The organism is Gottfriedia sp. ABJ_BB2_2, assembly GCF_055484705.1.
The window spans coordinates 433,424-447,557 of sequence record NZ_JBVFKR010000001.1 but is presented as its reverse complement, the minus strand read 5'-3'; the positions used below and the strand labels follow the sequence as shown (position 1 = coordinate 447,557).

Genomic DNA, 14,134 nt, shown 5'->3' with positions numbered 1-14,134 from the left:
CTATAAAAAGGAGAAATAGTATGAGAGAAGTAGTGATTGTTGATGCATTAAGAACCCCAATCGGAAAAAGAGGCGGAATTTTTAGTGAAACAAGGTCTGATGATTTAGCTGCATTTGTATTAAAAGAGCTTGTAACTAGAAATGAATTTGATTCAAAAGAAATTGATGACGTCATTATGGGATGCGTTACCCAAGTCGGTGAACAAGCTGGGGATATTGCAAGAGTCGCTTCTTTAGTTGCAGGCCTACCGATTGAAGTACCAGGTGTAACAATCGATCGTCAATGTGGATCAAGTCAACAATCAGTGCATTTTGCATCACAAGCGATTTTAAGTGGTGATATGGATATCGTCATTGCTGCTGGTGTTGAAAGTATGACTCGTGTTCCAATGTTTTCTAATTTAAAAGGATCAAAATGGAATGAAAAATTAGAAAAGATGTTTGGTGAGTTCAATCAAGGGATTTCTGCTGAAAGAATGAATGAGAAATGGAATGTAACACGCGAAGAACAAGATGAATTTGCATATCATAGTCATCAAAAAGCGTTAAAAGCACAAAATAAAGGCTATTTTGAAAAAGAAATCATTCCCATTGTTGTAAAAGATAAAGAAAATGAAATGGTTACAGTATTAAAAGATGAAGGTCCAAGAGAAAACTCTTCAGTTGAAAAATTAGAATCTTTAAAACCGGTATTTAAAGAAGACGGATCGATAACAGCAGGTAACGCGAGTCAAATTAGTGATGGTGCTGCTGGTCTATTACTGATGAGTAAAGAAAAAGCACTGGCGCTAGGATTAAAACCTAAATTTAGAATTATTGGCAGATCAGTTGTAGGGTCAGATCCATCATTAATGTTAACGGGACCAATCCAGGCCACAAATAAAGTACTTCAAAAAACTGGATTAACAATCGACCAAATTGATTTATTTGAAATAAACGAAGCATTTGCAACAGTGCCTTTAGTGTGGCAAAAGGAATTCAATGTACCGTTTGAAAAGTTAAATGTGTTTGGTGGCGCAATTGCATTAGGTCATCCATTAGGTGCGAGTGGCGCAAGGGTAATGGTTACTTTATGTAATGCACTTGAAAAAACTGGCGGTAGATATGGCTTGCAAGCAATTTGTGAAGGTCATGGAATGGCAAATGCAACAATCATTGAAAGATTAGATTAATAGATTGGAGGAATTGAAATGAAAATACAAGATTGTCGTGCTGTAGTAACTGGTGGTGCTTCTGGTTTAGGTGAAGCAACAGTCATTGAGATTGTAAAAAATGGTGGTAAAGCTGTAATTTTTGATTTGTCTGAAGAAAGAGCAAATCAATTAATTAATCAACTAGGGGAAGATCATGTTTTATTTGTGAAAACAGACGTTTCTTCAGAGGAAAGTATTCGAGAAGCTATCGATAAAATCCAAAGCGATTTTGGTCCAGTCAATACATTAGTAAATTGTGCGGGAATTGTAACAGGTGAAAAAGTCATCAAAAAAGAAGGAATACATGCACTTGAATCGTTTCAAAAAATAATTAATGTAAATTTAGTTGGAACTTTTAATGCAATCAGATTAGTAAGTGAATATATGATTCAAAATGAGCCAAATGAATTTGGTGAAAGAGGTATTATTATTAATACTGCCTCTGTTGCAGCGTTTGATGGACAAATTGGTCAGGCAGCATATAGTGCATCTAAAGCCGGTGTTGTTGGAATGACCTTACCAATTGCTAGGGAATTAGCAAGGTACGGGATTCGAGTTATGAGTATTGCTCCTGGTATATTTGAAACACCTATGTTTGATGTGTTACCAGAAAAAGCAAGAGAATCATTAGGAAATATGGTTCCTTTTCCTTCTAGACTTGGTAAACCATCGGAATACGCTCATTTAGCGAAAAGTATCATTGAAAATCCTATGCTGAATGGTGAAGTAATCAGACTAGATGGTGCAATTAGAATGCAACCAAAGTAATTAACGAAAAAAATAAAAAAATCTTTGGATAATATAACCAATATTTTCAAAAAATACTCTATATCCTGTAAAAGATTAGAGGAATTTGATGAAAAAGTTATTTAGATTTTTGAAAGTTTTGTTGTTAACAATTTTTAGTTTACTAATCATCTTTTTAGCATTACATGAAATTGAAATGCATTTCGCAATGAGGAAAAATATAAATGCAGAGAAGCCAGTAAAGTACCCAATAGGTTATAGTGATTTATCAATTTATACGAATGGTAAAAAATTTAATAAGCAATTATTCACTGATATTCAGAATGCAAAACAAGCTGTACATATATACTTTTTTTCAATTTCCAATGATACAATTTCTCATCAATTTTTAGATATTTTAAAAGAGAAAAGTGATGAGGGCATACCTGTTTATTATAGTGTCGATCGTTTAGGTGGATTATTATTATCAAACAAAGAAAGAAAAGAATTGAAGGCCCATGGAGTTCATTTTACCTATTTTAATGAACCGACACTTAGTTACTTTTTTTCATCCATCAATCATAGAAACCATCGTAGAATGACGATTATTGATGGTGAAATCGGTTATATTGGCGGCTTCAATATAGGTAAAAAGTATATAAGTGAAAACAAGAAATTAAAGAATTGGGAAGATGTACAGCTTCGTCTAGTTGGTAGTGGTGTTAAAGGATTGGAGGATCAATTCGTAAAAGATTGGAGAAGAAATACGTCTCAACCAATCAGCCCAATGGAAATAACATCAAAAGCCGGAAAAAGTGAGCACCAATTCGTTTCTTATACGAAACTTGGTATACAGGATGATTATGTAAAACTATTTAAAAATGCTAAACAATCAATTACCATATATTCCCCTTATTTTATCCCTAATAATAAAGTAATTTGGGATGCTTTACTCGACGCACCTAAAAGAGGAGTAGATGTCAAAATTTTATATTCTCATAAATCTGATGCGATTTTAGTTGAACAAGCAGCAGTCAAGTATATCAGACAAGCAATCAAGCATGGTATTCAAGTTTATGGATATAAACCAGGCATATTCCACGGAAAGGTAATGAAAATAGATGATTCTCTACTGATGATTGGAACCTCAAATTTTGATTCGCGATCGTTTCATTTAACTGATGAAATAAATTGTTATATTTATGATCAAGAATTTATTAAATCAGTCGAACCAAAATTACAAAATGAGTTTCATCAGACCTTTCAAGTAACTGAAAAATATTTAAATAATTTATCCTGGAAAGACCGTATGAAAGAACGTATTGCAAAATTAGTGGAGTTTTATTTATAAGAAAGAAAATTTTATTTTGAAATGTTCTTTAAAACACATTAATGAATATATAAAGTAAATAACAATGGATTAATCATTTAAAATGGTTAATCTTTTTTCATTTTTAAAATTTAATAAAAATACAATTGATTTTATAATTATTCATAACTATAATGAAGAATATAAATTTATATCAAAGGGGATAAAAGATGAAAGTAGGTATTGTAGGTGCAAGTGGTTATAGTGGGCTTGAGTTAATTCGCATGCTACATATGCATCCAAAAATAGAGCAGTTGAATTTTTATGCATTAACAAGTAATGCGAATGATATATCCGAGTATTACCCACATGTAAAATCAATCGTAAACGGACCAATACAGAAATGGGATACAGATAAATCGATAAATGAAAATAATATCGTTTTTTTAGCCACACCACATGGTGTCAGTAGTGAACTTGTCATGAATATAAGTGAAGATCATGTGAAACTTATTGATCTTTCAGGTGATTTTCGATTAAAAGAAGAGCAGAAATACAATCAATGGTATAAATCAAATCATCCTTGTTTTTCTAAAGCAGCAAATTTTACATATGGGTTGGCAGAATGGAATAAAGAAGAGATAAAAAATTCTAATTTTATCGCTAATCCAGGATGTTATCCAACAGCGTCTATATTAGCAATCGCACCTCTAATAAAGGAAAACCTAATTGTAGAAAATTCAATTATTATTGATGCGAAATCTGGTATATCAGGGGCTGGAAAAGGCTCAAATGAAGTCACTCATTTTACAAATAGAAATGATAATTTTGCTGCATACAAAATTCATGACCATCAACATATTCCAGAAATTGAACAATTTTTATCAATAATCAATCCAAATGAAAACTATATAACGTTCACTCCACATTTAGTTCCAATGACTCGGGGAATAATGGTTACAACATATTCAACTGCTAGAGCGTTGATTTCTAATGAGGAATTAAAAGAATTGTATAGAGAGATATATAAAGATTCACTTTTTATTAGAATAAGAGATTCAATTCCATGTACAAAGGATGTTTATGGTTCTAATTTTTGTGATATTTATCCTGCATTTGATGAGCGAACAAATAGAATCACTGTTATTTCAGTGATAGATAATTTAATAAAGGGAGCTGCAGGTCAGGCTATTCAAAACATGAACATTATGCTTGGTTTACCAGAAGAAACCGGTTTGATGTTTATGCCTGTATTCCCATAAGGAGAGAGTGGAATTGATAACTAAAGAGAAAAAAATAAAAAAAATTAATGGCACAATCACAACGCCACAAGGCTTTTTTGCATCAGGTGTTCATGCAGGATTTCGTTATAAAAGAATGGACTTAGGCGTCATTTATTCTGATAAACCATCATCAGTTGCTGCTGTTTATACGCAAAATTTATTTCCAGCTGCTCCAATTGCTATTACAAAACAAAGCATTGCGTATAACAATACACTTCAGGCTGTAATAGTGAATAGTGGCTGTGCGAATGCTTGTACAGGAAAAAAAGGTGAAGATGATGCTTATCAAATGAGGTTGTGGTGTGCAGAGCACTTTGATATACCAGAACATTTAGTTGGGGTCGCTTCGACAGGAGTAATCGGAGAATTTTTAAGCATGGAGAAAATGAACAATGGTATCAAAAAACTATCAATTGGAAATCAAGCTGAAGATGGTGAAAACTTTGGTAATGCAATATTAACAACCGATACTGTTTCTAAGCATACTTGCTATGAAGTTCTTGTGAATGGGAAAACCGTTACGATTGCAGGTACAGCAAAAGGTTCAGGAATGATACATCCAAATATGGCAACTATGCTGGGGTTTATTACAACGGACGCGACAATTAGTTCTGAACAATTACAAAGTTTATTAAAAAAAGTAACTGATAAAACGTTTAATCAAATTACTGTCGATGGTGATACGTCTACAAATGATATGGTCCTAGTTTTAGCTAATGGTGCTATTCAACATGAAGCATTAACCGAGGATCATTCAGATTGGGAAAGCTTTGAAGCAGGTTTTCAACTAGTTTGTGAAGATTTAGCGAAAAAAATTGCTAGAGATGGAGAAGGAGCAACAAAACTAATTGAAGTCAATGTCAATGGTGCATCAAATACTAAAATGGCAAATATCATTGCAAAAACAATAGTAGGTTCGAACTTAGTGAAAACGGCTGTTTACGGAGAAGATGCCAATTGGGGAAGAATAATTGGTGCTATTGGTTATAGTGGACTAAAAGGCGAATATAATCAGATTGATATTTCAATAAATGGCGTAACTGTTTTATATAATAGCAAACCTGTAGCATTTAATGAAACTGAAGCGAAGGCTGCTTTACAATCTGAAATTGTCTATATCGATGTTCACTTGCATGATGGCAATGCGAGTGGAACAGCATGGGGCTGCGATTTAACGTACGACTATGTCAAAATAAATGCAAGTTATCGAACGTAAGGAGGAAGAAAATGAGCATTGTTGTTATCAAACTAGGTGGAAGTTTAATACAAGGTTTATCAAATACTTTTTTTGAACATATTAATCTACTGCATCGAAACGGTAAAAAAGTAATCATTGTTCATGGTGGAGGTCCGTTAATTAATAATTTACTATTAAAATTTTCAATTCCAGTAGAGATGGAAGACGGCCTTCGTAAAACATCAAATGAAGTTTTAGAAGTTGTAGAATATGTGTTAAATGGCAAAACAAATAAAGATTTAGTCATTATGTGTAATCAATTTAATTTATCTGCAATTGGGCTTTCAGGTTGTGACAATCTACTTTTAGAAGCTTCATTATATGATAAAGGAAAATTAGGATGGGTTGGAGAAGTAGAGAATGTAAATACAAGTTTACTAGAATTATTACTTTCTAATGATTATCTTCCAGTAATCTCTCCAATTGGTGTTGATAAAATTGGTCAAAAGTATAATATTAATGCAGATCTAGCAGCAAAAAGTATTGCAAAAGCATTAAATGCTGAAGTACTTTGCTATGTAACGAATACAAATGGCGTCTTAAATAGTGAAGGGAAAAGTATCGATAAGATTACGAAGGATCAAGTTCAAGCTTTAATTGAAAATAAGACAATTACTGGTGGGATGATCCCTAAAGTACAAAGTGCGATTGAAGCTTTGAATGAGGTACAATCAGTAGCAATTGTGGGAGAAAACTTCTTAAATGAAGATGGATCAATGAATGGAACTGTGTTTTCAAAAGGAGTTGTATTTAGTGAGTAATTTATTTCCAACTTACCAAAGAAAAGATATCCATTTTGTTAATGGAAATGGTTCCTATTTAATTGACGATCAAAATAAACGCTATTTGGATTTTTTAAGTGGAATTGCAGTTTGTAATTTAGGTCATTGTCACCCAAAAATAGTAAGTGCTTTACATAAACAAATCGAATCACTCTGGCATGTTTCAAATCTCTTTACAATTAAAAAACAAGAAGAAGTTGCTAAAATTTTATGTAAATCATTTGAAAATGGGCTTGCATTCTTTTGTAATAGCGGGACAGAAGCGAATGAAGCTGCTATTAAACTAGTACGAAAATATACAGGGAAATCACAAATCATAAGCTTTCAACAAAGCTTTCATGGAAGGACTTTCGGTTCAATGGCTGCAACAGGTCAGTCAAAAATTCATGAAGGCTACGGAGATATGTTGAATGGCTTTACTTATGTACCATTTAATGATTTAGAGGCTTTAGAGGCGGAAATAACAGAAAATACAGGTGCAATCATTTTAGAAATCATTCAAGGTGAGGGTGGTGTAATCGTTGGTGAAGAAGACTTTTTTGAAGGCATTGCAGCACTTTGTGAAAAGTATGAACTATTACTCATTGTTGATGAAGTACAAACCGGAATTGGCAGAACAGGGTCAATGTTTGCCTATGAACAAACACCATTAAAGCCCGATATCATTACGTTAGCAAAAGGGTTAGGAAATGGCATTCCGGTGGGCGCTTTAATTGGCGATAAAAAATTAGCATCTGCGTTTTCATATGGGTCACACGGTTCAACATTTGGTGGTAACTATTTAGCAATGACAAGTGCTTATGAAACAGTTAATATTATCAATCAAACAGAGTTTCTAGTGAATGTAAAAGAAAAAGGTGACTATTTAAAAAATAAATTAAGTGAAATGATAGAACAGTTCCCAATAGTTGAAGATATACGCGGAAAAGGGTTAATGATTGGGATTGAATGTAATCAAAATGTAAGTATACTTGTCGAGCAGCTATTAGATAAGGGATTAATAGTAGGAACTGCAGGTGCCAACACACTAAGATTATTGCCACCTTTAACAATATCCCAGGAAGAAATAGACGAAGCGGTTTTCTGTATCAAAGAGGTAATGACTCAAATTTGTTTAAACACAGAACAGGTAATTTAAAAGAGAAGGCTTTGTACAGGCGATTAGGCCAGTGCAAGGCTTTTTTATGTTATTGTAAAAATATATTGAAAATTTTACCAGGTTCAAACATAATGAAATAACCACTGTATTTGGAGGGATGAAAATGTATCATATTCGAGTAAGAGCTTGTGCTTTAATTATCGAAAACGATTCAGTTTTACTAATTGAATTTACTGATGAAGATGGGGTTCACTTTAATTTACCTGCAGGAGGAACTGAACCAGGTGAAACAATCGTGGATGCTGTAAAAAGAGAAGCATACGAGGAAGCTGGCGTCGAAGTAGAAGTCGGAGAGCTTGTATTTGTTTCAGAAAATGCGCCACATATGACAGGGCGATCACATGAGCCTCACGGATTAAGCTTAATGTTCAGATGTTATTTGAAAGAAGGATCGAACCCAACGATGCCAATTAATCCTGACCCGAATCAATCAGGCGTGCGATGGGTTCCATTATCTAAATTAAATGAAATTGTTTTATTTCCAAATATTAAAGAATACATCATTGATTATGCAAAAGGACATTATGTCAATAATCGCCTAATCGAGGAATATGCTTTAAAGGAACAACTAATTTAATAGACTTTACTAAATGAAGAAGGTAAGTAGGTGACAAAATGATCGAAGTTAAGGATTTAAAGAAACATTACCGGATCCTAAAAAGAGACCCTGGTTTAAGAGGGTTCATCAAAGCTTTATTTAAACCCGTTTATGAAATAAAAACAGCTGTAAAAGATGTTAATTTTCATATTAGCGAAGGAGAAATTGTTGGCTATATTGGTTCAAATGGTGCTGGGAAATCTACAACCATTAAAATGATCAGTGGCGTGTTGACACCAGATGAAGGGTCTATCACTGTAAATGGAATTGTACCTTATAAAGATCGCATGAACAACGCTTATACAATTGGAGCAGTTTTTGGTCAACGAACACAATTATATTGGGATATTCCCGTGCAAGAGTCATTTGAGTTATTAAAGCATGTATATGAAATTCCCGAACAAGATTTTCAAAAAAATATAGCATTATTTAAAGAAATCTTAGATTTAGAGCCATTATTACATATTCCTGTTAGACAACTTTCTTTAGGACAAAAAATGCGCTGTGAACTAGCAGCTGCATTTTTACATAATCCGAAAATTGTTTATCTTGATGAGCCTACAATTGGATTAGATGTTGTTGTAAAAGAAAAAATTCGTCAGTTTATTAAAGATATGAACCGCCTATATAAAACAACTATTATTTTAACGACACATGATATGCAAGATATTGAGGAACTTTGTAATCGAATTATTGTTATCGATCAAGGGACAATTATGTTTGATGGTCTGTTAGAAGAATTAAAAAAAGGTGTTACTTACAACAGAATGATTCAAATTGAAATTGATAAACAACAAGTATTCCAAATCCCAAGTAATTTATCAGATAGTATAAAGGTTGAAAAAATTGAAGGACAACCAAATAGTTATATTCTAGCGTTCAATAGTGCAAACGTATCCGCTACTGATATCATTCAAGAGATCATGTCAAAATTTACAATTCAGGATTTTACATTAACAGAACCTGGAATTGAAGCAATTGTAAAAGAGATATATGAAAGAGGTGCTAGTTCATGGTCAAATACTGGGAACTAGCAAAATCACAAATGAAAGTAGATTCGGCCTATACAGCTTGGTATTGGGCTGAAACTTGTTCGGCGATTTTAAGACTGTTAATCACTTATTATTTTTGGCTTGCAGTCTATGAAAATAATGATTCAATTAAAGGAATTGGTTTTCAGTCAATGCTAACCTACATTGTGGTAGCAATGATTATTGAACAATATGTTTCTGGTGTTGGCGATGGTCTGGCTAGACAAATAAAAGATGGAAGTATCGTATTGGAGCTATTAAAACCATATCATATGTTAAATAAAATGATAGCATTAGATATAGGTTCAAAAATAAGTTCATTTTTCCGCGCGACATTACCGATTATTGCAATCGCTTTCTTATTTTTATCGCTATCATTTCCTACTAATATAGTAACTTATTTATACTTCATCATTAGTTTTGTACTAGGTGTATTAATAGGAGCACAAATTGATTTAATGATTGGAATTGTCGCCTTTTGGACAGTAAATGTTTGGGGAGTCAGGGTATTAAGGGAAGCCATTATAAAATTCTTCTCTGGGGCATTAATTCCGTTAAGCTTATTTCCTAACTGGTTTCAAGATGTCAGTCAGTTCTTGCCATTTCAAGCAATGGTCTATATTCCTACGGCTATTTTTACTGGTCAAATACATGATCCAAATCAAATAATCTCTTCAATTGGACTTCAAATTTTTTGGTTAATTAGCATGTATGCACTGCTTCGATTTCTATGGTCTATTGCGATTCGAAAAATTACAATATTTGGAGGTTAGTAATGAAAAACTTTATTCGATACTTAAAACTATATCTCCATTATGCTAGTAAACATATCAAAGTAATGCTTGAATACCGAGTAGATTTTTTGATTGGTATGTTCTCAACGGTTATCCAACAGGGAATTAGCATTATATTTTTGAAAATTATATTTAGCAATATTCAAGTATTAAAAGGATGGACTTTTTATGAAATCCTATTTATCTTTGCGATCGCATTTCTAGGGAGATCAATTCATCACATCTTTTTTGATAATTTATGGACATTAGGATGGCAATATATACGTTCTGGTAACTTTGAAAGATTATTATTAAGACCCGTCAATCCTTTATTTCAAGTCATTTCAGAGCGGTTTCAGCAAGACGGTTTTGGCCAATTGATCATTGGTATCATCATATTACTTTATTCTGCTAGCCATATAGGAATAGATTGGGGTATGACTGAAATTGGAATGCTAATCTTATTTATCATTTCAAGTGGAATGATATTTGTAGCAATTAATTTATTCTTCATCACTTTTTCATTTTGGATGGTTGATAGTTTACCAATTGTTGTATCAGTTTTCGGATTAAGTGAATTTGCACGTTACCCAGTAAATATATATCATAAATCTATTACATTAGTAATTACTTGGATTATACCTTATGGATTTACAGCATTTTATCCAGCAAATTACTTTTTAGATGAACAAGGCGTTACAATTTTAGCTTTTGTCACACCATTGGTCGCAATCATTAGTTTTGCTGTAGCATATAAGTTTTGGAATTTTGGTGTAAAACATTATGAAAGTACTGGTCATTAATCATTAGTAATTCATAAAAGGAGCTCATATGATTCACTTACCTTCAAAATTTGTCAAAACAATTACAGATATACATAAGGAAAAAGGAGAGAAGTGGCTAGCAAATTTCGATCGTTTAATAAATGATTGTGAAGAACGATGGAAAATGCGAATTATGCCACCTTTTGAATTATCGTATAACTTTGTTGCACCTGCTATATTAGAAGATGGTTCTAATATAGTTATCAAGCTTACTGTTCCAAATGAAGAATTTTTTTCTGAGGTTTCAGCTCTAAAAGAATTTAATGGAAGTGGCATGGTTTCGTTATTAGATTACGATCTCGAAAAGGGAATACTCATTATTGAAAGACTGATACCAGGTGATACATTAATTTCAATAAAGAGTGAAGAAGAAGCGGTTTTAATTGCTTCATGTATTATGAAAAAGTTATGGAAACCAGTCCCGAAAAACTGTAATGTGCAATCAATTACTGATCGTCAAAAAAGCTTAATAAGGATTTCTGAACAAAATCCTGAAGGAATCGGACCAATTAAGATAGAAACAATCCAGGAAGCTGTAGATACATTCGAAGAGTTAATAAGTACTCAATCTGAAATTTATTTATTACATGGCGATTTACATCATTATAATATTTTAAAAGCAAGTAAAGACACATGGATGGCAATTGATCCAAAAGGTTTAATTGGTGAAAGAGAATACGACACTATCCAATTTTTATTAAATAACCTTGAAAACAAAGATATACTAACTGTCATTGATCAGAGAATTGATCTCCTGGTTGAACAATTGACTTTAGATAAAAAAAGGATATTATCATGGGGATTTGCTCATTCAGTTTTATCAACTTGTTGGAGTTTGGAAGATGAGGATTCATATAATGAACAGTTTTATAATGCAATTTTTGTTTTTAAAGAGTTATACGCGAGATATTATTTGAATTAAAGCAAATCAAAGTTTTATAAGAAAAATAAACAAAAAAGATGTCTCATAGTCGATTTTATGACAATGAGACATCTTTTTTATATTTTCCGAGATAACATCTGTCCTGCAACACTTTTCTAAGCTCACATACTTTCGAATCAAATTATTTTCATTAGGTTTTCTAATAAGGGAAAATTGTATATTTAAGCCGATTTGCTTTTTAAACAATAAAAATGTTATAAATATAAATAAATATTTATTGTAAAACGATAAATAGTGTGATAAATTCAAAATGAAAATAAATAAGTGAGGTGCTTTTATGAAACAAGTGTCAACGCTCTTCTTAAAAATAGCGGTAGTTCTGATTGGTATACCAGTTCTAGCTTTATGTATATTTATAGTGCCAGAAATTGCAAGATTTGCTGTAAAATTGTATCCGAATATGTCTTATCTAAAATATCTTGTTTTTATTGATCTGTATGCTGGCGCGATCCCATTTTACTTTGCTCTTGTCCAAGCTTTTAAACTGTTAATTTATATTGACAAGAACAAAGCATTCTCGGAATTATCTGTAGGAGCATTAAAAAATATAAAATCTTGTGCAATCGCAATTAGTGCCATTATTACTTTAGGAATGCCAATCTACTATCTAATTGCAGAGAAAGACGACGCACCTGGTATCATATTAATTGGATTGGTCATTATATTTGCTTCAATGGTGATTGCAGTTTTTGCAGCTGTACTTCAGAGGCTTTTACAAGAAGCCATCGATATAAAATCTGAAAATGACTTAATAGTCTGAGGTGAATAACATGGCAATTATAATTAATATTGATGTGATGCTAGCTAAGAGGAAGATGAGTGTTACAGAACTGACAGACCGAGTTGGGATTACGATGGCAAATCTTTCTATATTGAAAAATGGGAAGGCAAAAGCAATTCGATTTTCAACATTAGATGCAATCTGCAAAGCATTAGAATGCCAGCCTGGAGATATTTTAGAGTATCAAATTGATGAGGATGCTGAAAATACTTAGTATTGACGGTTCGAAAATAACTTATTGTGTAAAATAGATTGTTTTTCTTTTGAACAAAAAAATAAAACGCTTGGATACTATTATAATCCAAGCGTTTTATTAGAGGAATGAATTGAAATTCATTTCTCAATATAAATTTAGATCCATATTTACATCATTACATTCTCGATTAAACCATAGCCCCAAAAGCCTAACAGGGTTAAACAGCTAGCAAGTAGGATATAAGCAAGGAAAATTTGCCATTTTTTACGATTACTTGTTACGTAATATGTTTCAAGCGTTTCTTTTTCCTTAAACAAAGGTTGGATTTTATTTTTTCTTATTTCATCTATTTTTTGATCAATATGACTACGCCACTCATTATCGGTTTGCTCAACTTTAATTCCAACTGATCTAATGAAATTGTTGATATAGTATCTTTCTTTATGAAGTTCATGTTCTAATTTTTTTTGATCTTCAAAATAGGGAAAGAAAAAGCTATCCTTTACTTGTAGATCGTATTGATAATTAAAAATACCAAATTGAAATTGTTTAATCGTATGTTCGTAAAGCTTAATTTTTTCGTTTATCACTTTTAATGTAAATGATTCTCTTACACGTTTAATAAACGTCATGATACCTAAGAAAATGATATAAAATGCGATAAAATTAGGGTTGTAAAACACATATACTAACATTAACATAATGCCAATGAACCAAAATATTGGTGGCAATACACTTAAAATTCTACCTCCATCTAGGGGTGAAATTGGTATTAAATTAAACAAGTTGAGTATACAACCAAGTGCAATAACCAAACCAAAGAACTCATTATGTGTGTAGTGATATAAAGGGATTGCAGGAAGAATTGATATAAGACCTACAAGTGGTCCACCAAAAGCAACATAACTTTCTGTAACTGCATCCTTTGGCATTTCCTTTAAAGAAATGACGGCACCGACGAATGGTATAAAAAAGGCAGGGGAAGTTGGTAAACCCTTTCTCTTCGCGGCAATTAAATGCCCACCTTCATGACAAATTAACAAATATAATATCGCAAATGCAAAATACCAACCAAATGTTAATCCATAAGTAAATAGAAAGAAAATCATACTTAAAAACGACATAAACTTAGCAGCTTTTAATAAGGGCAGTATCAGTTTGAATTTTGCTCCAATAAAAGCGAGTGCTATCCCAATTTTAGCTGCATTTTTTTTCGTCTTTTGACTAATAATTGGTTGTGACATACACTTCACCTTCTAACTTAAAAAGATAATATTTTTTTAAAATTATAACATTATA

15 protein-coding genes are annotated in these 14,134 nt (G+C 32.3%); 14 read left to right on the top strand and 1 reads right to left on the bottom strand.

The features are described from left to right. The first annotated feature begins 20 nt into the window (after positions 1-20). The 14 genes from ACX6U0_RS02400 (at position 21) to ACX6U0_RS02335 (ending at position 12,853) form a co-directional block, all read left to right on the top strand. Positions 21-1,172: a thiolase family protein gene (locus tag ACX6U0_RS02400; RefSeq protein ID WP_464958412.1), complete on the top strand. Its 1,152-nt coding sequence runs from the start codon at positions 21-23 to the stop codon at positions 1,170-1,172. 18 nt (positions 1,173-1,190) lie between these two features. Then, positions 1,191-1,961 carry a 3-hydroxyacyl-CoA dehydrogenase gene (locus ACX6U0_RS02395; RefSeq protein WP_464958411.1) on the top strand — a complete coding sequence of 257 codons (771 nt, stop codon included), beginning with the start codon at positions 1,191-1,193 and terminating at the stop codon, positions 1,959-1,961. 88 nt (positions 1,962-2,049) lie between these two features. Continuing rightward, positions 2,050-3,270: a phospholipase D-like domain-containing protein gene (locus tag ACX6U0_RS02390; RefSeq protein ID WP_464958410.1), complete on the top strand. Its 1,221-nt coding sequence runs from the start codon at positions 2,050-2,052 to the stop codon at positions 3,268-3,270. Positions 3,271-3,458: 188 nt separating this feature from the next. Beyond that, a complete protein-coding gene (gene argC / locus ACX6U0_RS02385; RefSeq protein ID WP_464958409.1) occupies positions 3,459-4,490 on the top strand; it encodes an N-acetyl-gamma-glutamyl-phosphate reductase in 1,032 nt (343 codons plus the stop codon). Between the two features lie 7 nt (positions 4,491-4,497). Continuing rightward, entirely contained in the window at positions 4,498-5,727 is a 1,230-nt protein-coding gene (gene argJ / locus ACX6U0_RS02380) for a bifunctional ornithine acetyltransferase/N-acetylglutamate synthase (protein ID WP_464958408.1), read from the top strand. Between the two features lie 11 nt (positions 5,728-5,738). Further along, positions 5,739-6,509, top strand: coding sequence for an acetylglutamate kinase (argB, locus tag ACX6U0_RS02375; RefSeq protein WP_464958407.1), 771 nt, complete (start codon positions 5,739-5,741; stop codon positions 6,507-6,509). Further along, complete coding sequence (locus tag ACX6U0_RS02370) at positions 6,469-7,668, top strand: acetylornithine transaminase (RefSeq protein WP_464958406.1); 1,200 nt, start codon at positions 6,469-6,471, stop codon at positions 7,666-7,668. Before argB ends, ACX6U0_RS02370 begins: the two co-directional genes overlap by 41 nt. Before the next feature lie 124 nt (positions 7,669-7,792). Beyond that, a complete protein-coding gene (locus tag ACX6U0_RS02365; RefSeq protein ID WP_464958405.1) occupies positions 7,793-8,266 on the top strand; it encodes an NUDIX domain-containing protein in 474 nt (157 codons plus the stop codon). A gap of 38 nt (positions 8,267-8,304) precedes the next feature. After that, a complete protein-coding gene (locus tag ACX6U0_RS02360) occupies positions 8,305-9,321 on the top strand; it encodes an ABC transporter ATP-binding protein (RefSeq protein WP_464958404.1) in 1,017 nt (338 codons plus the stop codon). Beyond that, positions 9,300-10,091 (top strand): ABC transporter permease, encoded by a 792-nt coding sequence (locus ACX6U0_RS02355; protein ID WP_464958403.1) that lies wholly within the window; start codon positions 9,300-9,302, stop codon positions 10,089-10,091. Before ACX6U0_RS02360 ends, ACX6U0_RS02355 begins: the two co-directional genes overlap by 22 nt. Before the next feature lie 2 nt (positions 10,092-10,093). Next, positions 10,094-10,894, top strand: a complete 801-nt coding sequence (locus tag ACX6U0_RS02350) for an ABC transporter permease (RefSeq protein ID WP_464958402.1) — start codon at positions 10,094-10,096, stop codon at positions 10,892-10,894. 28 nt (positions 10,895-10,922) lie between these two features. Then, positions 10,923-11,837, top strand: a complete 915-nt coding sequence (locus ACX6U0_RS02345; protein WP_464958401.1) for an aminoglycoside phosphotransferase family protein — start codon at positions 10,923-10,925, stop codon at positions 11,835-11,837. Positions 11,838-12,135: 298 nt separating this feature from the next. Continuing rightward, positions 12,136-12,618: a DUF2975 domain-containing protein gene (locus ACX6U0_RS02340; protein WP_464958400.1), complete on the top strand. Its 483-nt coding sequence runs from the start codon at positions 12,136-12,138 to the stop codon at positions 12,616-12,618. Positions 12,619-12,628: 10 nt separating this feature from the next. After that, positions 12,629-12,853 carry a helix-turn-helix domain-containing protein gene (locus tag ACX6U0_RS02335; protein ID WP_464958399.1) on the top strand — a complete coding sequence of 75 codons (225 nt, stop codon included), beginning with the start codon at positions 12,629-12,631 and terminating at the stop codon, positions 12,851-12,853. Positions 12,854-13,002: 149 nt separating this feature from the next. On the opposite strand, the gene ACX6U0_RS02330 is transcribed toward ACX6U0_RS02335, so the two are convergent. Further along, complete coding sequence (locus ACX6U0_RS02330; protein ID WP_464958398.1) at positions 13,003-14,079, bottom strand: site-2 protease family protein; 1,077 nt, start codon at positions 14,077-14,079, stop codon at positions 13,003-13,005. Between the last annotated feature and the right edge of the window lie 55 nt (positions 14,080-14,134).